Below are 20670 nucleotides of genomic sequence, written 5' to 3' on the forward strand. Positions count from 1 at the left end.
GGCCAGCCGCCCGCAAATCGGCTTTTATCGCGGACCGCATTGAGCCGGTTGAACAGTCGAAACCTCCCGGCTATAGCCGCGCTTCGGCGCATCCGGAGACGTGGGTGAGTGGCTGAAACCAGCGGTTTGCTAAACCGCCGTAGGGATAATTTCCTTACCGAGGGTTCGAATCCCTCCGTCTCCGCCAAGTCCACTTTCGTGGCCATTCGTCGCCCTTCGGCAACGCCCCCGAAAACTGCGACGGTTCCCTAGCTGTTCCTTCGCTGCCGTTCGTTGACATTCGCCTAAAGTCGGCTCATTGTGTGGGAACGCATGAGGTAACGGCTGTGCCCCTGACTGCTCTGCAAGTCCGCAACGCCAAGCCCGGCCGCCATTCGGACGGCAAGGGACTCTATCTGCTGGTCAAGCCAAAGCCGGGCGATCCTGAACAGGGCGGCGCCAAATCTTGGGTGCTTCGCGTCCAATATCGAGGGCAAAGGCATGATTTCGGCCTCGGCTCCGTCACGCTCGAAAAGTCGGGCGTCGATGATTCGGTGATCCCATTGACGCAGCGCAAGGCCCTGACGCTTACCGAGGCGCGAGAGAAGGCCCGTATCGGTCGGGAGCTGGCGAAGGCGGGCATTAATCCTTCGGAGGAGTGGCGTCGGGAAGAGCTGGTGGTGCCGACATTCGAAAAGGCGGCGCGGCAATATCACGGCCATGTCGAGAAGGCATGGCGCAACGGCAAGCACGGGGCGCAATGGCTCACGACGCTGGAAACCTACGCCTTCCCCACGCTCGGCTCTAAGCCGGTCAACGAAATCGACGCCTCGGACATTCAGGCGGTCTTGCTGCCGATCTGGTTGACGAAGAGCGAGACGGCGCGGCGCATCCGCCAGCGGGTCTTGGTCGTCCTCGACTATTGCAAGGGCAAGGGGTGGCGCGAGACTGAGGCCCCGGCCCGCGCGCTGTCCCAGCTCATGAAGGGGATCAAGCAGCCGAAGAAGGGCAACTTTGAAGCCCTGCCCTACAAAGAGATGCCGGGCTTCATGGCTCGACTTCGCGCGTCGGAGCCCTCGGTTGGTCGTTACGCGCTGCAGTTCCTTATCCTGACTGCGGCGCGATCGGGCGAAGTGCGAGGCACCAAGGAACAGCCGGCGACATGGCGCGAGATCGATTGGGAAGCCGCGGAGTGGCGGATTCCACCGGAGCGGATGAAGGCGGGCAAGCTGCATATCGTCCCGCTGGTCCCCGCTGCCATGGACATCCTGCATGAGATGAAGGGGCTCTTCGGGGTCGATCTCGATGCGCCGATCTTCCCCGGCATGAAGGGCAAGCCGCTAAGCGATGCCACGCTGGCAAAGGCCCTCCGGGTGGCGGGCGGCGGCTCTTCAACTGTTCACGGCTTCCGGTCCAGCTTCCGCGATTGGGCGGCTGACACCGGCTTTGCCGACGCCTGGGCGGAAGCGGCCCTTGCTCACACGGTCGAGGGCAAAGAGGGAAAGACGGTCGCGGCCTACAAGCGCACGGCCTACCTCGAGCAGCGGAGAGAGAAGTTGATGCCGGGGTGGGCCCGCTATGTGCTTAGCGACGGCTCGAACGTGGTCAGAATGGCGGCGGCTTCATAATGGCGGAAGAAACTCGACGCAGGTGCCTAGAAGAGGGTGAGGTGGTGCCTCCGCCTTTGTCGGCGCGGGCCAGAATGTATCTCGATCTTGCTGCCGAGCGCATCGCGGCAGCCGATATGGAGCCCGAGGGCAGCCCCGCCGCTCTGGCGTTGGCACAAGAGGCGATCGGCTACACGGCGTTCGCGGCAAGTCGGCACTTGGATGCCGCCTATCCTGCGACCGACATGAGGGAACGGGATCAATGGCTGGCCGTGCTGCGCTTCCTCTCAGGCACGCTGATGTTCCAGCAGCCCTTGGAAACCCTCACGCTCGCCCTCACGGAGTTAGATCGCGGAATAATCCCTGATGGGCTCAGGAAGACGGGGTCGGCTCAAGGCGGGGTGCCGACTGAGCGGAAGCTGCTGTGGATGCGACGGGCGGTCGAGGTAGCTGACGAGTTCGTCCGCCAGCATGGCGGCCACAAAGGAGACGCGGAAGCCTTCATGGACGAGCTAGAGGGGGTGTCCGCAAGCACAATCCGGAAGTGGCGGAAAGCTCTCGCCCGCTTGGCTCCCGAACATCACCCGCGCAGCTTTCGCCGTTGGATGCCAGGCCACGCCGACAAGACTGCGGTTCGATCATATGTCATCGAAGAAGGCTTAGGCGACCCGGACGACCCAGACACTGTTGGGGATTCAGAGATTATCAAGCGCGCCCGGCTGGCTCCACTGTCCAAGCAGCTCAAGACCTTCTGCGAGCTCGCGAAAAAAGATATTTCCTAGTCGATCCAAATGGTTAACCAGACTTCGCGCGGAAGCGTGGACGGGATTACCCGCTTCGCCGCCGGTATTTCTCTGCGTGTCGCTGGCGTTCGTAGCCAGCCGTTACGCGGAGACGAAGAATGGAACCTGTAGCAGTTAGGCCCAAGGACGCATTTGCCGCCATCGGCGTCGGCGTCACCAAGGGCTATGAGTTGATCGGCGCCGGCGAGCTGGAAGCCATCAAGATCGGTCGAGCAACCCGGATCACCGTCGCCAGCATCAAGGCACTCGTCGCCAGGCGTGTCGCCGAGCAGCGGATCGCCGCGTGAGCCCATGCCGAACCTCTGTAGGCACTCGCCCGAAAAGCGAGACAGCCGCCAGCCTGAAATGGGCTGGACGGCTCCCGTTTGTTTGCTTGGCGGCGAACTCCCCGTTGATAGCGAATATTGGGCCCAGACACAAGTTTTAGCGGCCCGCTATGGTATCTCGATACCGCGCGCGCACATGGTGCTGTCTATGCTTCGCGAGCGTCCGGAGCATTGGGCATGAGCGCCCGCATGCTCTCGGGGCAGCATCCCGACAAAGGGTTGCTGTTCGCGGCGATCGACCCGGCCGTACGCTTCACGGAGCCGAGGCTGGGGGATAGTCGGCTGGCAGCGCTGCTGGCGCCCTATCCATCGGAGGCGGACGCACGGGCGGCGCTGGAGAGCGCCGGGGCGGTGCTGCAATGAGCGTTGCACCGTTCACCGTGCCGCGCGATGCCGCCCTGTCCCTGCTCAACCAGGGCGGCCGGCTGACGCGCAAGGCCGGGAGCTTCCTCGGGCAGCTCGCGGTTGATCCAACCCCACTGACGGATGCGCAGCGGGGCTGGCTGGACACGCTGCTGCAGCGCGCCGGCCTGCCTCCGCTCGTCGATGGTGGCGAGCCATGAGCAGGTACAAAGGGCAGAAGCCTGACGCTCGCGGCGGTTCGTTCCTGCTGCTGCCACACTGTCTCCTGAAAAGCCCCGCGTGGCGGACGGCGTCATATCGCGCTCGAGCCGCGCTGCATGTCCTGTGCCTCAAGCACAACGGCTTCAACAATGGCTCGATCGCGCTCAGCTCGGCCGATCTGGCGGACGGCCTGGACTGTCAGAACTTCGCGGCGAACGCCGCCGCGGTGGGCGAGCTTTGCGCGCGGGGGATCGTCGAACTGACGAAGAACTATCCCCGCGGGGTGAGGATGGCGCGGGAATATCGCATTACCTTCATTCCGACCGCCAACGCGTCGGCCACGCACGATTATCTGACCTGGCGGCCGGGCGATGCGGGGACGAGAGGAAAAAAGAGGCTAGCGATAACCGCAAATGAAACACACGTTTCACTTGCGACCATCGCAAAGGAACGGAAACTTTCTATTGCGGTCATCGCAGATGAAAACGTTTCACCTGACGCGAAACAGCCAAATTTTCCAAAGCCCTCATTGGCGATAGTCGCAACACATATAGGTAACCATGTAGGGGGATCACCGGGTTCTGATCTGAATCCGAGTGAAAATGGCGGCGGGCCTCGCTCGCTTGCTTTCGGGATTTGTCCACAACCTCACGTCATCTCGTCGGCGCCGACTGCCGACGAGCTGCGGGAGCGCGTGCTTGCCCATCTCGGCACCTATGGCCGTGGCGCCCAAAGCCGGCTCGCCGAACAGGCGGACATCCCCGGCGGCACCTTCTCCAAGTTCATCAAAAGCGGCGGGCCCCTGAACGTCCAAGCCCGCCTTCGTCTCACCTGCTCCCTTCCGCGCGCAGCGGCCGAGGAGCGCAAGCTTGAAAGGGTCACTGCATGACTGGCGGTCTGAACGACAATGACACTCTCGATCTGTTCCCCAATCATCCGGGTTTCAAGGAACAGGGCGGCACCTCGGAAGATGCGGCGAAGCTGGCGGCCGAAACCGCGCCTATGCTTCGCGAGCGGTGCTTCGATCTCATCCAGGCGTCGCCAACCGGACTGACGGGCGATGAAGTCGCGGAGAGGTTGGGCTGGGGAATCTGCTCGATCCGCGCTCGCTGCTCTGAGCTCTACGCTATGGGCTGGGTCCGGAAGTACGGACGGCGCGCCAACCGACATAGCCGCGCTTCGTCCGTGGTCTGGAAGGCTGTCCCTGCCGGCGAGCGTGAGAGTGTCGCGGCGCACGTCAAGGCGGAGGCCAAGCGCCGGGCATCGGCCCGGGCGGCTCTTGTGGCGGAGGCGGCATAATATGGCGGATTTTCGCTTTTTTAGAGTCCACGTCTCGGCTTCTCGACGCTGATAATACAGCGCCGAATAAGCGACCGGGCGAGCCGTAGCATTCTGCCAGCCCGCCCGCAGGGGCAGCGCATGTTGACAAATGTTGACATCGGGAGCGCGCCAAAATCACGCATCAGGTTCAGGAAGCGCGGAAATTCGCTTTTCTGCAGTCCACCTCCGGGCGTCGATCGCGCGTGACAGTCAGTGACGCGCAAGGGCGGAACCTGAGAAAACCTGAAGTCGATGGGCGAGTTTCAGGAGCAGTACGCGCGCTCGAGGCCGCGGGCTCGAGCATGACCACGACGGATTTTGTCAGGCCCTAAAAAAGGATCGGATGTTAAGGAATGTTCAGGTTGCCGAGGCCAGTCAGCCGGGCAATCCGGGCAACCCAATGGGCAACGACCGTTGAACGAGCGTTGAGCCCACCCACGCTGTTAATACAGCGTGGAAACAGCGTGGCGGGCATTTCGCGTCGTCACTAAAATAGTGGGAAATAGTGTCGCGCAAGCCAATGGCTGGGTCCTTTTTTGGGGCGTCGATCGCACAGACAAGTCAGCTAGTTTTTCCTACGTTAAATCAGGCACTTGGCGCGGGCTACAGTAGCATCTCCGCGAGAGCGACAGGGCCGAGAACCTTACAAAACCTGACATCGCCGCGGCTTGAAATTTGCGCCGTTTTGTGTCAAGGTCGGCGCGCTTGGTTGGCGATAATTCGCTTACGAGCGTGAAGCGGCCCTCAGTGGGCGAGAGGATGCGGAGCCAAGGGCTCCCGACCAATCACCCCGACAGGAGGCCGCGATGGCTCTGCAAATCGAAGAATATCGGGAGCCGGGACGCACTGCCCCTGTCCCGCTGCATCCGCCTTTGGCGATCCAGGCCGTAGCCATTGGGGCCAGCTCCATCCAGTCAGTGACCCTCAATGCCTCTACCCGGATTGTGCGGCTCATCTCGGACGCCGAGTGCTATTACAAAGTCGGTCAGAACCCGACAGCAGCCGCGGGCAGCACGTCGTGCCGCCTACCGGCCAACACCTTCCTTGATATTGGCGTGGACACCGGAGTCAAAATCGCGGTGGTGCAAGCCTGATGCCGGGGTTGATGATGGGCATGGGGCTGGGCTTCGTCACTCAGCGAAGTCCCGCCGCGCCCGCGATTCAGGTTCCGGCGATCCTCGAGGCGCGTCGGGCGCTGAGTGCGCCGAGCTACACCGATCCGGCTTGGCCGGTATATACAGTGACATCTTTGACGGCCGACGCATCGACTGCGGGTTCGTTAAAAAATGGCCTCAACACCGCGCCGACGACGGGTCGGATCCTGCAATTTGCCGTTGGCGGCACGATCGATCTGACATCGGGCTTCACGGTCACGAAGCCGAACATCATCTTCGCCTGCGAAACGGCGCCCAGCCCGATCGCCTTCGTGGGTCCGATCACGTTGTTGCGGGTCCTGGCCCCTGGCGTTCTGGTTCGCCACGCCAGCTTCGTCACGACCGGGCCTGAGACGATCGGTGACAGCACGGAAAACCGTGATCCGGCCCAGGTCGAAACCGGCGTCGGCGGTTATGCGGCCAATATGGAGAAGGTCGCTTTCGTCAACTGCGCCTTTTACGGCGGCACAGACGAGAACGGCGTCAGCGTCTTTCCGAACATCAACTATCCGAGCCGGCTCTTCTCGAAGTTCCTGTTCTTCCGCTGCCTCTTTGCAGATCCTGTCGGTGGCCCAACCGTCCGCCCCGGTGATCCGAACCACGCCTTCGGTCCCGGCGTCGGCTCGCCCAGCCTGCCAGCGACTCCGGTGGAACAGGCGATGTACCTTCAATGCCTGTTCCTTTCGCACCGGGACCGTCATCCGCGATGGGGTCACGGCTCGTCGGGCTGGAAGATCAACTGCCTGACCGTGAACTACGGGCGCCGGGCCAACGAGTTCGGCTTCGATCCGCTGCTGGTCCCTTATGCGACGGCCGCTGCCGGACTGGCGGCGCGGCCCACCGAGGGCGCCTATTGGCCCGCATACGATGCCAGCGAAGTCTATGCCTATCAGACAGTCGGCGGCGTCGCGGTCAAGGGGCCGGCCATCCCGTCGAAGCTGTCGACCCGTGTCTCGTTCGTCGGCAATTCGAAATATCGCGGCCTCGACACCGAGGACACGCAGTGGGGCATCTTCTTCGAAGGCGTTCCCCCGCTGTCGAAAGCATGGTGGGACAACAACTGGAGCGAGGGCGTCACTGAAACGATCACGGCTGCCGATATAGCGGAAGCAATGGCTTCGGGCGCGACTGACCCCAGGGCGGGGGTTAGCACCCACCCGATCGCGCTCCCGGCCAACCTGTCCTATTTCCATGACGCATTGGACATCCCGATCTCGATCATCACCGACCGGGCCACGATGGAGCAGACGGTCCTGACCAACGCAGGCCCGATGCCGCATGTGCCGCAGTTCCTGAACGAGCGTGCGATCCATGAGGCCTCGACCAAACAGGGTGCCCGCATTACCGACCAGTGGCGCACCCGCGTCTCAGTTGCCGCGACGGTGCCGACACTGAGCTCCAACACTGTGAAGCGTTACGCCAAGCCGGGAACTGTCATCGGCGCTCTGTCCGGCTTCGCCGAGGCTGCGGTGGTGCCCTTGCTCAACACGACGGACGGCAACAGGCTCGCCACGTCGAAGCGGAATATTCTTGTCGGATCTGCAGGGGTGGCAGACCGGCGCAACTCAGGGATTGCGATCAACGTCCTTCAGGACTGGTACGGGCAGACGCCTCGCCAAGTCACTACTCCGTTCACGATCCAGGTCAGCGACGATGCCGACGCGCTCAGTGTCGATGCGCTGGCAACATCGCTATCGGCAACCCGCAAGTGGAAAGCCGCAAACGTCACCAAGACCGGAGCTAATTGCACGGCCTGGGCGAGCGACATCGGAACGCACAACATCCCCGCGCTCGGGGTCCCCACGTACAATACCTCGGGCATCGGGTGCGCTGGGCCTTTTGTCAGCTTCGACGGTGTCGATGATGCTTTCCGCACTGCCGGCGGTGCAAACCCCGCCAACATGGCGTCGGGAACGGATCCTTGTTGGATGGTCGCCTTGATGCGCGATAGCGCCTCGGACCTCACCAACACGCGGACGGCCTTTGGGTATGGCGGCACGGGCGCCTCGGACGCGCGCTGGATTGGCTCGCTGCCAAACGGGGGCACGCGCCGGTTCCGGTATGGCAAGGGCTCGAGTGGCGGCGTCACCGACGCGAATAGCAACCTCCGGACTTCTGGCTGGGTCCTCGTGGTCGCCAACTTCGTCAACACGCCAGGCGTGAGCGGGCAGGTGGACGGGGTTGCCACTAGCTCGGGCGCGCTCGCCTTCTCGAACCCGGCGACCGGGGTTCGTACCGCCATCGGCTGCGATCTCGGCTCGACCGCTGGTCAGTTCTGGGGCGGGGATTTGGCCTTCGCCCTCTACGGTCTCGGCAACCTCAATTCCACACAGATGGACGAGGCGCTGAAAACCGGCTGGGCCTATCTGCAGGGCTTGGCTGCCTAAACCATGCCCTGCAGGTGAGCGACTAACACCGTGATTGCGGCGGCGCCGCAGATCATGAGGACGATGACAGCTTCTGCGAAGAGGTCGCTTCTGTGCATGGGCGGCTCGCGAGCTCGGGTTTCGGAAGCCTGTGGCCGAGGTTCCTGATCGGGGTCTCGATCAGCTTGAACGACAGTCCGCAGACGACGAAGGTAAGCAGGAGACAGGCCGGGCCCGCGATATATTTGGGGAGTGGGCCGGCGAACTTCTCAATGATGTCGGGCGTCCAATTGTGGACGACGTAGAGGCCGTAGGAGATCTTGCCCGTGTAGACGGCGGCGGGGTGCACCAGGATCGTTCCCAGCGTTCCCTGAAAGCCTGCTGCGGCACTGAGAACGAGCCAGCCGTAGGCAACCGCCATCGCGCCATCCATGACCAGATAGCGCAGCGGGTTCGGTCCCGGCAGCGAGACGACGACGGAGAAGACGAAGGCTCCGGCGGCAAGATGGAAATAAGTCCGCCGCCGAGATGGGGTGAACCACTCGAGCTGGTTCGGCTTGCCGCCGCGGAATGAAACGATCGCAAGGAAACAGCCGACCGCCAGGGGCTCCAGATTGCCCAGGAGGGCGGTGTTCACCGCGGGTCTGTAGAGTCCGAACAGGAGACCGCTGAGCTTCCATAGGACGGCGGTGAGGAACATGGCGGCACAGACCGGCACGAGCCAACGCCGAGGCGCGAAGGCGATAACGAACGGCCACAAGACGTAAAACTGCTCTTCAACGGCAAGCGACCAGAACACGGTCTTGTCGCCGCCAGCTGCGACGAGAAAGTTCGAGGCGTAGAAGGCGTGCCAGTGCCAAGTGCTGGCCATCGCACCGATACCCATAACAGCCAGGGCAGCAACGGCCATGTATAGCATCGGCGTCAGCCGGAGCAGGCGGCGGACGTAGAAGTCGCGCCAGGCAATGGCCTTATGCTCGGTGCCGGTGAAGGCGCCAAGAAGAAGCCCGGTGATCAGGAATCCGCTAAGCGTGAAGAACAGATTCACGCCGAGTGCGCCTGCTCCGATCGGAACGAAGCGGTTGAGCGCTTCGCCTCCAAAATGTTCGAACATCACTGCTGCAACGGCAAACGCTCTAATGCCGTCCAGTTGCGGCATATACTGCATCGGGAGTCTTCCTTCCCTCGCTTAGTGGGGAAATTGCTCCTCGGATTCACATAGGTCAACGCCCGCCCAAAGTGGGATTGGTCCAAACTGGATGTAGTCTCGGTCTATGTCGTCGGAGCCCACTACCGCCGACCGTCGATCGAATCCTTATCACAAGCGGTTCGGCTGACATGGACTCCGCCGCACTCGACGGCGTGAGCGTTGCTATTCCGCCACTTTCGCAAACATCACTCCGATCGCTCCCTCATTTGATCCCCCATTTCTTGCGCGCGTAGGCGTGTTGTGGTAACAGGATACCACTACGATCGAGGAGGTTATCGATGCGCCGTTCGGTCCATGATTCCACCGTTCGCTTTCGGGCAAATGAGGAACTTGTCGCTCAGGCAGAGGCCAAGGCCCGCGAAGAGAAAATGACGCTTTCCGAGCTGATCCGGCAGGCGGTGCGCCGCGAACTGCAGGACGCCGCCTGATGGCTGATCAAGATCTCGTCGAAGAGGGTTTGCTGAGGCGGGCTCTGGACGGCGACCGCCAGGCCGACACCGAGGTCAGTGCCCGCGCCATGGCGGGAAGCTTCCGGTGCCAAGTCGGCTTGCTCTACGCGCTGGGCTCGGCCCTTAGCGCTGGTCGCATCTCGGCCGGCGATTATCTCGAACATGCCGAAGCACTCGCTCGGATGTCTGCGGCGACTGGCGACAGGGCCGAACGTCGCCGGCTCGCGTGTCTGCTCGACCTCAAGGCGCTCGATCTTCGCGGCCGGGGAGCGGAAAACGCGTCGAAGATGGCGCATATCGAGTGCGCGATCCTCCTGACCCGCCTTGCTGACGAAGGCGATGACGACGCGCTGTCGCTGCTGAACAATCTCTCGGGCGGCATGCACCCGGACTCCCTCGCGGTGGCGAACATGGGGCTAAAGGCAATGGCGCCGCCCTTGGAAAGGGCTGAGTAATGGTTGAGATTCGCTGGGACGTACTTCGGCCCGTCAATGTTGCGGACGCCTTCAACCAAGGCTTCGACCGCAGCCGCGCGATGCGAGAGCGCCATGATCTGCAAAGCGCGATGGTGCGGCTGTCGAGCAATCCCGACGATCCAGAGGCGAGACAGGTGGTGTCGGCTTTGTCACCCCAATCGCTCTATGCGCTCGACGATGCCACCTACCAGCGCGGCGAACGCCAGCGGGCGGGTGAATTTCGCAGCGCGCACACGGAGTATTTGCTTGGCGGGGATGGTGCCGCGCCCAATGCCCTGTCGCCAGCTCCTGCGGAGGCTCATTCAGAACAGCCCGCGCCTCAGAACGCGCTGCTTGGCATGATGGCGCAGGGACCCGCCTCTCCGGCCGGCTCGGTAGCAACCCCGGCAACCCAGGGGGCTGCGGCTCCGCCTCCCCGCTCTGCCTTCGAGCGCTCAAGCGCATGGCGGCGGATGGTTCAGGCGGATCCGGCTGCTGCCCAGCAAATCCGCGGCAACCTCGCCAAAATGACGAGACTGGAAGTGGATGCGGTCGATGCGACCAACGATCAGGCTTTGGAAATACTCGCTACGGTCACCGATCAGGCGAGCTACGAGGCGGCGAAAGAGCGGGCCCGCGCGATGTATCAGCAGTACGGGCAAGACCCCTCGCTGATCGACACGCTCCCCGGCGCCTATTCGCCCGACACGATCCGTTCGCTCCGCACCCAAGCGATGGAGACGAAAGACCTCCTGACCGCGCTGCGGCACGACCGGAAGCTCGAATGGGACATCGAGGACGACGAGATCGACAATCAGCGCGACGATCGCAACGTCGATAGTCAGGTCGATTATCGTCAGGGCCAGCTTGCCAACACCCGCCGCGGTCAGGACTTGACCGACACGCGCGGCCGACGCGGACAGGACATTGGCAGTCGCGACCGCCAGCGCGGGCAGGACATCGGCAGCCGTGACAGGACGCGGGGCCAGGATCAGTCCAGCGCCGATCGCCGGCGGGGGCAGGATCTCCGTGGGCGCGGTCGGGGTCGTGGCCGAGGTGGTGGCAGCAATGCCGTCGTGGCTGAAGGCACCGTCATTCAAGGGCCGAACGGCCAGAAGGCGGTCAGGCGCGGCGGCCGGTGGGTTCCTGTTCAATGAGCAATTCCGATATTCCCCCCGGCTGGTCGGTCGTGTCGGAGCCGTCGCGTCGGCGCTCACCTGCGCCTGACCTGTTCGACCTTGAGCCGGCCGTGGCGCTAGGCCGGGAGTTCGGCGCGGTCACGAGCACGGTGCGCGATCCCGCCCGCAACCAACGCGTCGGGGGCGCGGCGAAGTCGTACCATCTCCCCTCCAGTGGGGGGCGGGCGGTTGACATCGCCCGCGCGCAGGGCGTGTCCCATGCTGACATTGAGGCCGCTTACCTCGCCAGCGGTGCTGAGCTGCTGGAAAGTCTGGACGAAGGGGATCACAGCCACTTCGCCTTCAAGGTTGGCCCGCGTACCGAGCGGAACATGTCGGCTCAAACGGTGGAGTCCGACATTTCGCCCGGCTGGGAGGTCATCACGCCGGAACAGGCCCAGCCCAATCCGGATCCGCTGCCGCCCGCCGATGCCGGGCAGGCTCCGTTGGTGCAAGGGACGAACGCGGGCATTGCCTTCAAGGATGAACTGCCGCCCGAAGTGCGGTCGAAGCTGCGGCCAGACCAGATAGCGAAGTGGCACGCGCTGGCGCGCGATCCCAAATCGACGCCGGAACAGCTCGAGGCCCTTGTGGGGGGCTTCGGCTTCACCCTTCACAATGCCAGCGAGATCGTGGACGCGCGCACCAAGGGGCTCGGGGTCCGCGAGGATATCGAATATCGTCACAATGCTCCGCGCGACACCGGGACGGGTCGCGGTGGCGCGATCATGCGGGCCGGGGCCAATGCGCTCACGGGCAACTTCGCCGCGGAGATTCAGGGCCTCGGCCGCACCGCGCGCGATTGGATCAAGGGGGATATTCCGGAGGGTTCCGGCTTCGGGGATCAGCTCGGCCGCAATACCGACTTCTTCGAGGGCGCCTACGCCTATGATCGGGAACGGTATCCTGTTGCCACCTTCGCCACTGAGTTGGGCACGGGCATGCTCATTCCTTTCGGCGCCGCCGCTCGAACGCCCAACGCGCTCGCCAAGGTCGGTGCTGCCTATGGTGCCGTGTACGGCGCGGGGGATGGCAGCGGGGACATCGTCGATCGCATCCCCAACGCGCTGCTTGGTGCCGGAATGGGCGCTGCCGGCGGCTATGCGCTCGGCAAGGGCATAGACGTTGCCGCTCCCCTCGTCCGCCGGGGCTACGAAAACCTGCGCGGGCGCATGGCGGGCGCCACGGCCCCGTCTGCCGACACTCTCGCTCCGGTGGCGCGCGAGGCGGCCTATGAGGCTGCGCCGATCGTTCAGGACGGGGCACAGGGGGCGCCAGGCTATCGGCCGGGAACGGCTCAAGGGGCTGTGGACGCGGCACATGACGCGCGGGCGCTTACGCGTGAATCGGTCGCCGCTCCTGACCCAGCGCAGCCCTCCGTTGGCCGGCTCTGGCAGGCGTCCCGCGCTGATCTGGAACAACTGCTCGCCGAAAAGGGGATGTCGGACAACGACAAGCTCGTTCAGGCGCTCGGGCCGGAAGGCGCAAAGCGGTTTGAAGTTCTCGACCGGATGCAAAACAGCACGAATCCTCGGATTGCGGACGAGGGCACTCGCCTCTTTGATGCCGAGTTCGGCAAACTCACTCCGGAGCAAGAGCGGCTGGTCTATGGGATTGGGGAAACCGACGCCCAAGCCGATGACATCCAAGTGCTGCTCGATGCCCACAACGATATGCAGTTGGGCGACGATCCGGACTGGTCGGCCTATATGGCAGCGGTCGCCGCCCGTCGTGTGGACCCGGAAGATTTCGCCGCGGTCGCTCGCGGGGAAGGTAGCATCACGGCTCAAGCGGGCTTTATCCGCATGGGGCAGACATATGAGAACCTGAAGCGTGCCGGCGTTTCCACGGCCGACATTCCGCACCACATGGCCGAGGCGCTGGTCCAGCGTGGCGGCTGGGATGAAGCAAGCGCGGCGGAAGTCGTCGGCCGCTTCGTCGAAGGCATGAACGGCTTGCGCGGCGCGGCGCGATCGGGCGGTGACAACTTCGCGGCCATGGCTTCCGACATCGACGTTCCGACGCTCACCGGGCCGGCTCCTCGCGAACGTGACTATATCCGGCTCGAGGATCTTCCGCCGATCCCGGAGGGCTTCAAGCTGGCCGACGACGTGCCGCTCGGCCGCACCCGTCCGATGGGCGAACAGCCGACGCCGGAGGAATTGGCAGCCGTGGCGCGCGGGATGCGCCCGGAGGACGTGACGCCTATTCCGTCCAACACGGTCGAAAGCCTGGACGAGTTCGAGCGCATGGGCGACCCCCGCCCACTGCTAAATGCTCCCGATGAACGCGCCGAGCTTTCGATGCGGACCCTTCCCAGCGGTCGCCGTCGTCGCGGGCCGCTCGACCTGATAGAGGACATCCGCTCGCAGCCTTGGGGGCTGGTCGACGAAGGGGGCGAGCTTGCCGCCATGGGCATAGGTCGGCGGCGTGACTTCGTCCGCGGCGAGGGAACGCTGGGGCGCATCATCGCCAGAGACGGGGACGAAGCCCGCTCGCTCGACATCGCCGCAGAATGGGCATGGGAGCGGGGCTACTTCCCGCATCACTCAGACCGGCCCACGGTCAACGAATTTCTGGATCTGCTCGACGAGACGAACCGGGGCACGCACCGCGCCTACAAGCTCGACGATCTGGACGAACTGGAGCGGTTCAACGAAGCTCAGGCTTCGCGCTTCGGGATCGAACAGGCTGCCGAGGAAGGGCGCCCGCTGGCTGACGACATAGGCCAGCCGATCGGGCGGGATGACCTGAAGGCCAATGAACCTCCGGCAACCGCCTACGAGGACTTGCCCAAGGTCGGGGCTCGGGTCGGCAATATCGACACGTCGAAGCTGGACACGCCACGCGCGATCGAACGGGCCATGAAGAACATCGAGTCTCGTGTCGGCGGCTTCGACGCTGCGAAGCGGGGCAAGATCACGCACGCCGAAACCGAGGCGCTGGCCGGCGAACTTGGGATGACGGTCGATAGCCTGCTCAAGGCGCGCAAGGGCCGGGCGTTCAATGCTGAGGAAGCGCTTGCCGCCCGGACCATCCTTGCCAAGTCCTATGACGAACTAGTGGACATGGCGCAGAAGTATGGCTCGGGCGCCTCTGACGAGGAATTGGCTTCCTTCCATGCCGCCCTGCTGCGGACGGCGGCGATCCATGAAAAGGTGACGGCGGCCACGGCCGAGGCGGGCCGGGCTCTCCAGTCCCTCAAGATCCACGCCAAGAGCAAGGCGATCCGGGGGCGCATCCATGAATCGATCGTCCAGGGCGCGGGTGGCCGGGACCGGCTTGAACAGGTCGCGCAAGGGATCATCGAGCTCCAGAACACGGGCCATGGCCCGGGCGAGGTTGCCAAGTTCGCGAAGGACGCGCTCAAGCCGCGCTGGTCAGACTATTTCGTGGAATATTACTACAACGCGCTGCTGTCGGGCATCTCAACCCATGTCGTAAACACGGTTTCCAACTTGGCGACCCAGCTTAGCCAGGTGCCCGAGTTCCTGATAGGTGCGGGTGTCGGGGCGGTGCGCCGGCCCTTCAACAAGGCCACGGCGGAACGGGTCACGCTCTCCGAAGTCGGGGCGCGCGCGATCGGCATGGTTCAGGGCGCGAAAGAGGGCCTGCACGCCTTCGCCAAGGTGATGAAGACGGGCGATCCCACGGACCCGCTCACCAAGATCGAGGCGCGGCGGCACAAGGTCATCCCCGGCGTGGCCGGCTCGATCATCCGCACGCCGACGCGCCTGCTGATGGCGGAAGATGAATTGTTCAAGGCCACGGCGCGGCGCTCGTCGCTGGCTGGTCTCGCCACGCGCAAGGCCAGGATGGAAGGGTTGAGGGGCGAGGAAGCCGGCCGCCGGATCGCGGAGCTGATGGCCAATCCTTCGGACGATATGCTGGAACAGTCGTTCGATTACGCTCGCTACATGACATTTCAGAATCCGCTCGGCGCGGTCGGCCAATCGCTTTCGCGTGCGACCGAGGCGGCTCCGGTGCTCAAGCTGGTTATCCCGTTCATCCGCACGCCGGTTAACCTGTTCAAATATTCGCTGGAGCGGACGCCGGGCGCTCAGCTCGCGCTCAAGCGGGTTCGCGACGATTACCGGGCCGGCGGCGCCCGTCGCGACATGGCGGTCGCTCGGGCCACGTTCGGCGGTGGCATCGGCGCAATGGTCACGATGTACGCTGCAGATGGGAAGATCACCGGGCGCGGGCCGTCCGATCCTTCGACCCGTCGCCTGCTCATGGCCGGCGGCTGGCAGCCCTACAGCGTCAAGATCGGGGACACCTATTACAGCTATTCCCGGCTCGACCCGTTCGCGACCATGATGGGGATGGCGGCCGATCTGGCGACCTATAACGAGCATCTGACGGAGAAGCAGAAGGGGGAGGCTCATGTCGCGCTGATCGATTCCATCCTGTCGCAAATCGAAAGCAAAACGTGGTTGTCGGGCATGAGCGACCTCGTCCAGGCGCTCGACGATCCCAGCCGCTTCGGTGAATCCTATGTCTCCCGGCTGGCGGGCTCGTTAGTCCCCACCATCTCGGCGCATGTCGCCAGTTCGATCGACCCTGTTGCACGCCAGACGGTCGTCAACGGGGACATGGGCGCATCGATCGCGAACCGCGTGCGCTCCCGCATCCCCGGCCTCTCGCAGGGCCTTCCGGAACAGCGAGACGCCTTTGGGCAGCCGATCCGGAAGGATGCTGGCCCCATCGCCAATCTCACTTCTCCTTTCTACACGCGGAAGGACAAGAACGATCCGGTCGCCAAGGCGATGCTTGATGCGGGCGTGGGCATGGGGCGGCCCAAACGGTCGCTGTCGGACGGCATGGGCGGCGATCGCGAGTTGAGCGATGCCGAGTTCGGCCAATATCAGGAGCTGGCCGGGCGCTACATTCGCGACGACGTCGCCGCCGCGGTGGCCGATCCGGAATGGAAGCGGCTCGGCGAGGCCGAGCAACGCAAGGAGATTAAGGCGATCGTGCGCGACGCGCGGGCCGATGCTCGAGCCGACATGTTCGGGGATCCGGAGGATTGGGGCGGGGGCGATGCGCCGGCGGTGGTGCCGCCTGCAGCCAACCTCCCGCCCCTTCCGCCCGGGTTCACGCTGGCCCAATAGCGACGTCCGCCCGTTCATGGTATCAGGGGCACATGGCAAGCTGGCTTTCGTCTTGGCTCACCTATTATCGACGGCTCTATGTGGCTGGCGCCATGGTGCTGCTTCTTCTCTGCGCATCGGCTTTCGTTGCCTTCCTTGCTGTTTTTGTTCCTTTGGTGCTGACGGCCGGGCTGGTCGGCTGGGACGTGGGTCAAGCCATGGCTGCGCTGGTTGCGGCGGTTGTCGCACTTCCGGCCGCGCTTGGCGGAACTCTGCGCTATGTTCCGAAGGGCTACGGTGCACCGCCGCGTCCCCCTAGCTGGCGGTTGTTCAAAGCGGGGGTTTTCCCTCCCCAGCTACGAGGCAACTAAGGCCCGTACAGCGCCCGGCCGGTAAAGTGGCCCTGCACCCCTGAAAACGCCTTAACCCTTCTGGCTGCTTGACTGGCTGTCGCGACGGTGGAGTTTTGTCAGGCCCTAAAAAGGTGGCAATTTTGTAGCACGGGATTCCCATGGGGGAGTCAGCCGTGCTACAACCATTAGGTTGACTCGGGAGCCGGAACCCGGCGCGCCCTGCGAGGCGTTTACCCGTTTGAAACCACGCTGAGCCCACAGTGTGACAGAGAGGCCGCTATGCCAACGACGGAAATCAAAACTGATCCTAAGCTGCTCGCGCGGCTCTCCGCCGCTGTGCACACGAAAATCTCCCGCGAGCAGCTGCGCAGGCAGCGGGTTTCTTTCATTTATGGAAATCTGCCGTCCGACAGCTCTATCACGCGCGACCAAGTAGAGTGCGCGCTGGAGAAGCTTGAGGGGTGATAGGTTAGGCGACGGGAGCCTCGTCGCCTCCATTCCTCAATGACTCTTGCAACAGCCGCGTGACGAGCGCGTGAAGCGGACCCAGGTCTAAGCCGCCAGACGCAAACGTCGCGTCCGCGTGCTTTAGGGCGGCGACATACTCATCACGATGGGCTCTCAGAAGTTCTGGAAGCAGGACATCGCTATCCATCCACCCACCAAGCTTGAGGCACAGCACGAAGTAACAGACCGCTCTGGCTGTGCGCCCATTCCCGTTCACGAATGGATGGATGTGGTTGAGCCGCCAAAGCACCCAGGTCGCTAGATACACAGCGTCAGCCTGCTCCCAAAATCTGTTCACCTCATCAATGAACATGTGCATGAGGCCAGGGACCTGATGGAATGCGGGCGGCACGTAGTCGCCGACCGTCACCTTGCACGGCCTCCATTGCCCTGCGCTTCCGTGAAGGCAGGTAATGGCATGGTAGTTGAGGGACTTCAGAACCTCTGCGGATAGCAGCGGGCGGTTAACCGACATGGATGCTATAACTAGCGATCGCAGTAGATTGTACTGCCGGTCGAGGTTGGCGATGGTCAGCTCTTGATAGGCGGCGTGATTTTCCGTCCCAACAATCTCGAATATAAGCACGCTAGCTCCCATCAGGCTCCGGTGGCGGCTTTTGCTTAGCTACCTTCCACAGGCCTTCCTGCCAACGCTCTTCATTTTCATCGCTTTCAAGCTGGCGAGGGAGGTTCTCTGGACTTGTCCGATTGACCCTTTCCGCGGTCTCTGATCCCGTTTCATTCACGCCTCGTTGGGCGCCCGACCATCAGCCGTCCGCCGACATCCAGAAGGCCCAGACTGCGGAGTGCGGCTGGTAGGCCCCGATCATCTCTATTGCCGTGGTCATGTCAGCCTCCCATGCTAGCGGCTAGAGCGGTCGCCCCGACGATCAGCGCCCAAGTGGCGAACCGGATCGCAAAAGCTTGGCGAGGGGTGAGGGAGGCCGAAGCCTCCGCGTGCTGGCGGGTATCCATGGCCTCACGCTCCTGCCGGGCGGCTGTGGCCTTCGAGCAGCCGCTGCGCGTCAGCCGAGATAACGGCGAAGGCGTCGGGCTCGCCTGTATGGCCGCACACTTCCCACCGGCTCTCCAGCATTTCCGCTTTGTAGGCGACCGCGTCGGCGTCCGGTGCGAGCGCCTCGAACAGGGCCTGTGCGGCGGCGCGGGCCGGGCTGTAGACCGTCTCCATGTGGTGCAGCAGCGCCGCCTGTTCCGCGTCGCTGGCGGCGGCGAAGGCTGCGCGGGTCTCGGCGCTCGGCTTGTAGCCCAAATCGTCAAGTGCCTCGCTCGCGTCCAAGTTGGCCTGGCCGAGCGGCCCGTCGTGCTCGTCCGCGCTCACCAATGAAGCGAGGATGAGAAAGCGAGCCTTTGCCAACTCCCAATTCTGACGGCTCGTGCTATCTGTTTCGGTCGTCATGTCGGTTCCTCTCGGGTCCGGGGTGATGGGCTCGGGCAGGGCGCCAATCCCTGCTCGGGCCGTCCGCTGCTGCGGCTGGAAGGACGGCAATCGCACTGCCGCCCCTCGGGTCGCGTCAGGCGCTGGCGGGCATCGTCGCTGCGACGAAGTTGGGCGACAGGTTGCTCATGCCGAGAAACCGGCGCTCGCCTGTTTCCAGGTCGGGCTCGATCGCATAGACCGGCAAACACGGCACATCGTTGAGCATCTGTTCGCGCTCATCATCAGCTTCTTGGTCGTGGGGTTCGTCCAAGACATTGCCGCCGGCCGGATCGTCGTCCTCAAGGTCCGGGTCGCCGTCCATCTCGTCCATGCGCTCGATGGATCGCGCGACTAGCCGGGCTAACACGGGCCGCGGAAGGCTCGGGATCGCCGCCAGCAGCGCGTCAAGCGGCGTGTCTTGATGGGCTTTCGTCGCCATCACGCCCTCCCCTCGCCAAGCTGACGGAGATAGGCCAAGACCTTCTCGCGGGTGCCTCGCCTTGGCCGTCGCCCGTTCCGCAAGTCGTGAACGAACATCGGATCATTGAGCGCGCGCTGGCCGAGCTCGGTGGCGCTTATGCCGCGAGCCCGGATGGCCAAGTTGATCTCCCGCAACAGGTCGCGGGCGACGGGGCCATGTTGTTCGTGGCCGGTGCGAAGCCGGGGCGGCGTGACGTAATTGGTGCGGTAGGCGATCATGGCTCAAGCCTCCCCGCTCAAGAGGCGGCGGGCGTCCATCAACGTCGCGCGGATTTGCTCGATCGGCAGGCTGTCGCCGTGGGAACGGTCGTCCCCCTCGACCTCGGCCTCGGTGCTCCAAAGCAAATTCAGCTTGAAGAGAAGGGCGCCGCTGTCGGGCGCGGGCGTCGCGATCAGCAGCTTTTCCAGCGAGTAGGTGAAGTCGTTTATCTCATCAAACTGGTGCTGCAGCCCCTTCAACTCGGGCGCGACCTCCTGAGCAATCGCATCGCGCTGGCGAAGCCAGCGCTGCACGACATCCCGCGCCGCGCCTACGGGGCGGGTGCCGATCCGCTTGGCAGCGGCCTCGTCGACCGTTGCCTCAAGGGCCTGGCAGCGGGCGTCCAGTTCGTCGGCCTCCCGCTTGATGTCCTGATACTCGCTCCAGATATACTCCCACGTCTGCGGGATCGGAGCGGCAAGGGCTTCGATCTGTGCGCGGTTTGCCTTATACGTGTTGGTAGCCATGACCTGTCTCCAGAAAGACGGTGGTGGTGAGGCTCCGGGGTCGGGTGCAACCTTCCCCGGAGCCGTTCGATCAAGCCGCGCTAAGGCGCTTTGTGTCGGTGATGATCGCGTCGAACATCGGCTCGCAATCGACCCACATGCCGACGTCATTCTCCCGCCAGAGCTCCAGCTTAACGGTGAGCGCGGCCACGGCGGGTGCGGGGGTTAACAGCAGCGCCTCCAATGCGAGGCTGCGGGCACCGGCCAGTTCGTCGAACCGTTGCTCATAGGGCGCATAGGCATCGTGCGCGGCGGCCAGTTCGGCGCGCTGGTCGGCGGGAAGCTCATCGACCAAACGCGGCCGGGGATGCTTCTTCTCGATGGCCTCGAACGCGTCATAGGCCCGCTGCTGCGGCCCCTTGGCCCACGCGTCCATTTCGTCATCGGCTTGGCGATACGCGGCGAGTGCATCCGCCCATACGCTGGTCGATGCGCCTTGCGCGGCGGTGGCGAGGATCGTGCCGCCGACAACAGCGGCAACGGCTGCACCTGCGCCGATCACGGTCCCTGCGGTCAGCAGTTCGCGGCGGTTGGGGGTGGTGGTCTCCATGGTCACTCTCCCGCCAGGAGGGCGACAAGCGCGACGAGCGCGGCATAGAAGCCGAGCGGCCCGGCGACGCGCC

At 63.9% G+C, this 20670-nt stretch carries 21 protein-coding genes and 1 tRNA gene; 15 read left to right on the forward strand and 7 right to left on the reverse strand.

Annotation, left to right across the window (positions count from 1 at the left end):
* Positions 1-94: 94 nt before the first annotated feature.
* The 10 genes from SH591_RS08670 to SH591_RS08715 all read left to right on the forward strand — a co-directional run bounded on the left by SH591_RS08670 (position 95) and on the right by SH591_RS08715 (position 8140).
* Positions 95-187 (forward strand) — tRNA-Ser (locus SH591_RS08670).
* A gap of 139 nt (positions 188-326) precedes the next feature.
* Positions 327-1607 (forward strand): tyrosine-type recombinase/integrase, encoded by a 1281-nt coding sequence (locus SH591_RS08675; RefSeq protein ID WP_324748782.1) that lies wholly within the window; start codon positions 327-329, stop codon positions 1605-1607.
* Positions 1608-1681: 74 nt separating this feature from the next.
* A complete protein-coding gene (locus SH591_RS08680) occupies positions 1682-2368 on the forward strand; it encodes a hypothetical protein (RefSeq protein ID WP_324748783.1) in 687 nt (228 codons plus the stop codon).
* 119 nt (positions 2369-2487) lie between these two features.
* A complete protein-coding gene (locus SH591_RS08685; RefSeq protein WP_324748784.1) occupies positions 2488-2676 on the forward strand; it encodes an excisionase in 189 nt (62 codons plus the stop codon).
* 216 nt (positions 2677-2892) lie between these two features.
* On the forward strand, positions 2893-3078 hold the full coding sequence (locus SH591_RS08690; RefSeq protein WP_324748785.1) for a hypothetical protein: 186 nt from the start codon (positions 2893-2895) through the stop codon (positions 3076-3078).
* The gene (locus SH591_RS08695) at positions 3075-3278 is read left to right on the forward strand and encodes a hypothetical protein (protein ID WP_324748786.1); all 204 of its coding nucleotides are present in this window, start codon (positions 3075-3077) and stop codon (positions 3276-3278) included. Before SH591_RS08690 ends, SH591_RS08695 begins: the two co-directional genes overlap by 4 nt.
* The gene (locus SH591_RS08700; protein WP_324748787.1) at positions 3275-4168 is read left to right on the forward strand and encodes a hypothetical protein; all 894 of its coding nucleotides are present in this window, start codon (positions 3275-3277) and stop codon (positions 4166-4168) included. Before SH591_RS08695 ends, SH591_RS08700 begins: the two co-directional genes overlap by 4 nt.
* The gene (locus SH591_RS08705) at positions 4165-4578 is read left to right on the forward strand and encodes a hypothetical protein (protein ID WP_324748788.1); all 414 of its coding nucleotides are present in this window, start codon (positions 4165-4167) and stop codon (positions 4576-4578) included. The genes SH591_RS08700 and SH591_RS08705 overlap by 4 nt, the downstream gene beginning before the upstream one ends.
* Before the next feature lie 827 nt (positions 4579-5405).
* Positions 5406-5693, forward strand: a complete 288-nt coding sequence (locus SH591_RS08710; protein ID WP_324748789.1) for a hypothetical protein — start codon at positions 5406-5408, stop codon at positions 5691-5693.
* A complete protein-coding gene (locus tag SH591_RS08715; RefSeq protein WP_324748790.1) occupies positions 5693-8140 on the forward strand; it encodes a hypothetical protein in 2448 nt (815 codons plus the stop codon). Before SH591_RS08710 ends, SH591_RS08715 begins: the two co-directional genes overlap by 1 nt.
* 52 nt (positions 8141-8192) lie before the next feature.
* On the opposite strand, the gene SH591_RS08720 is transcribed toward SH591_RS08715, so the two are convergent.
* Complete coding sequence (locus tag SH591_RS08720; RefSeq protein WP_324748791.1) at positions 8193-9287, reverse strand: acyltransferase family protein; 1095 nt, start codon at positions 9285-9287, stop codon at positions 8193-8195.
* A 320-nt stretch (positions 9288-9607) separates the two neighbouring features.
* Here SH591_RS08720 and SH591_RS08725 point away from each other — a divergent pair, with 320 nt between their 5' ends.
* The 5 genes from SH591_RS08725 to SH591_RS08745 are packed head-to-tail and all read left to right on the forward strand — an operon-like array spanning position 9608 to position 16875.
* Positions 9608-9757, forward strand: coding sequence for a ribbon-helix-helix protein, CopG family (locus SH591_RS08725; RefSeq protein ID WP_324748792.1), 150 nt, complete (start codon positions 9608-9610; stop codon positions 9755-9757).
* Positions 9757-10233: a hypothetical protein gene (locus SH591_RS08730; protein WP_324748793.1), complete on the forward strand. Its 477-nt coding sequence runs from the start codon at positions 9757-9759 to the stop codon at positions 10231-10233. The genes SH591_RS08725 and SH591_RS08730 overlap by 1 nt, the downstream gene beginning before the upstream one ends.
* Positions 10233-11390: a hypothetical protein gene (locus SH591_RS08735; protein ID WP_324748794.1), complete on the forward strand. Its 1158-nt coding sequence runs from the start codon at positions 10233-10235 to the stop codon at positions 11388-11390. Before SH591_RS08730 ends, SH591_RS08735 begins: the two co-directional genes overlap by 1 nt.
* The gene (locus tag SH591_RS08740; protein ID WP_324748795.1) at positions 11387-16525 is read left to right on the forward strand and encodes a hypothetical protein; all 5139 of its coding nucleotides are present in this window, start codon (positions 11387-11389) and stop codon (positions 16523-16525) included. Before SH591_RS08735 ends, SH591_RS08740 begins: the two co-directional genes overlap by 4 nt.
* 32 nt (positions 16526-16557) lie before the next feature.
* Positions 16558-16875, forward strand: a complete 318-nt coding sequence (locus SH591_RS08745) for a hypothetical protein (RefSeq protein WP_324748796.1) — start codon at positions 16558-16560, stop codon at positions 16873-16875.
* A 451-nt stretch (positions 16876-17326) separates the two neighbouring features.
* Here the strand turns inward: SH591_RS08745 and SH591_RS08750 are convergent, their stop codons facing one another.
* From SH591_RS08750 to SH591_RS08775, 6 genes are all read right to left on the reverse strand, one after another.
* Positions 17327-17950, reverse strand: coding sequence for a Fic family protein (locus tag SH591_RS08750; protein WP_324748797.1), 624 nt, complete (start codon positions 17948-17950; stop codon positions 17327-17329).
* Positions 17951-18343: 393 nt separating this feature from the next.
* Positions 18344-18781, reverse strand: coding sequence for a hypothetical protein (locus SH591_RS08755; RefSeq protein WP_324748798.1), 438 nt, complete (start codon positions 18779-18781; stop codon positions 18344-18346).
* A 115-nt stretch (positions 18782-18896) separates the two neighbouring features.
* Positions 18897-19241 (reverse strand): hypothetical protein, encoded by a 345-nt coding sequence (locus SH591_RS08760; RefSeq protein ID WP_324748799.1) that lies wholly within the window; start codon positions 19239-19241, stop codon positions 18897-18899.
* Positions 19241-19501: a hypothetical protein gene (locus SH591_RS08765; RefSeq protein WP_324748800.1), complete on the reverse strand. Its 261-nt coding sequence runs from the start codon at positions 19499-19501 to the stop codon at positions 19241-19243. Before SH591_RS08765 ends, SH591_RS08760 begins: the two co-directional genes overlap by 1 nt.
* Positions 19502-19504: 3 nt before the next feature.
* Positions 19505-20008: a hypothetical protein gene (locus SH591_RS08770; RefSeq protein ID WP_324748801.1), complete on the reverse strand. Its 504-nt coding sequence runs from the start codon at positions 20006-20008 to the stop codon at positions 19505-19507.
* A gap of 70 nt (positions 20009-20078) precedes the next feature.
* Positions 20079-20597 (reverse strand): hypothetical protein, encoded by a 519-nt coding sequence (locus tag SH591_RS08775; protein ID WP_324748802.1) that lies wholly within the window; start codon positions 20595-20597, stop codon positions 20079-20081.
* Positions 20598-20670: the final 73 nt, after the last annotated feature.

Origin of the sequence: Sphingomonas sp. LY54, from assembly GCF_035594035.1 — a bacterium.
Taxonomy (GTDB): Bacteria; Pseudomonadota; Alphaproteobacteria; order Sphingomonadales; family Sphingomonadaceae; genus Allosphingosinicella.

What these genes read in the sequence shown, in the direction of transcription:
- SH591_RS08770 (WP_324748801.1), bottom strand. Translation starts at nt 20,008, where the DNA reads ATGGCTACCAACACGTATAAGGCAAACCGCGCACAGATCGAAGCCCTT.
- SH591_RS08735 (WP_324748794.1), top strand. Translation starts at nt 10,233, where the DNA reads ATGGTTGAGATTCGCTGGGACGTACTTCGGCCCGTCAATGTTGCGGAC.
- SH591_RS08775 (WP_324748802.1), bottom strand. Translation starts at nt 20,597, where the DNA reads ATGGAGACCACCACCCCCAACCGCCGCGAACTGCTGACCGCAGGGACC.
- SH591_RS08700 (WP_324748787.1), top strand. Translation starts at nt 3,275, where the DNA reads ATGAGCAGGTACAAAGGGCAGAAGCCTGACGCTCGCGGCGGTTCGTTC.
- SH591_RS08685 (WP_324748784.1), top strand. Translation starts at nt 2,488, where the DNA reads ATGGAACCTGTAGCAGTTAGGCCCAAGGACGCATTTGCCGCCATCGGC.
- SH591_RS08745 (WP_324748796.1), top strand. Translation starts at nt 16,558, where the DNA reads ATGGCAAGCTGGCTTTCGTCTTGGCTCACCTATTATCGACGGCTCTAT.
- SH591_RS08705 (WP_324748788.1), top strand. Translation starts at nt 4,165, where the DNA reads ATGACTGGCGGTCTGAACGACAATGACACTCTCGATCTGTTCCCCAAT.
- SH591_RS08720 (WP_324748791.1), bottom strand. Translation starts at nt 9,287, where the DNA reads ATGCAGTATATGCCGCAACTGGACGGCATTAGAGCGTTTGCCGTTGCA.
- SH591_RS08695 (WP_324748786.1), top strand. Translation starts at nt 3,075, where the DNA reads ATGAGCGTTGCACCGTTCACCGTGCCGCGCGATGCCGCCCTGTCCCTG.
- SH591_RS08740 (WP_324748795.1), top strand. Translation starts at nt 11,387, where the DNA reads ATGAGCAATTCCGATATTCCCCCCGGCTGGTCGGTCGTGTCGGAGCCG.
- SH591_RS08730 (WP_324748793.1), top strand. Translation starts at nt 9,757, where the DNA reads ATGGCTGATCAAGATCTCGTCGAAGAGGGTTTGCTGAGGCGGGCTCTG.
- SH591_RS08680 (WP_324748783.1), top strand. Translation starts at nt 1,682, where the DNA reads ATGTATCTCGATCTTGCTGCCGAGCGCATCGCGGCAGCCGATATGGAG.
- SH591_RS08765 (WP_324748800.1), bottom strand. Translation starts at nt 19,501, where the DNA reads ATGATCGCCTACCGCACCAATTACGTCACGCCGCCCCGGCTTCGCACC.
- SH591_RS08725 (WP_324748792.1), top strand. Translation starts at nt 9,608, where the DNA reads ATGCGCCGTTCGGTCCATGATTCCACCGTTCGCTTTCGGGCAAATGAG.
- SH591_RS08755 (WP_324748798.1), bottom strand. Translation starts at nt 18,781, where the DNA reads ATGACGACCGAAACAGATAGCACGAGCCGTCAGAATTGGGAGTTGGCA.
- SH591_RS08715 (WP_324748790.1), top strand. Translation starts at nt 5,693, where the DNA reads ATGCCGGGGTTGATGATGGGCATGGGGCTGGGCTTCGTCACTCAGCGA.
- SH591_RS08690 (WP_324748785.1), top strand. Translation starts at nt 2,893, where the DNA reads ATGAGCGCCCGCATGCTCTCGGGGCAGCATCCCGACAAAGGGTTGCTG.
- SH591_RS08760 (WP_324748799.1), bottom strand. Translation starts at nt 19,241, where the DNA reads ATGGCGACGAAAGCCCATCAAGACACGCCGCTTGACGCGCTGCTGGCG.
- SH591_RS08710 (WP_324748789.1), top strand. Translation starts at nt 5,406, where the DNA reads ATGGCTCTGCAAATCGAAGAATATCGGGAGCCGGGACGCACTGCCCCT.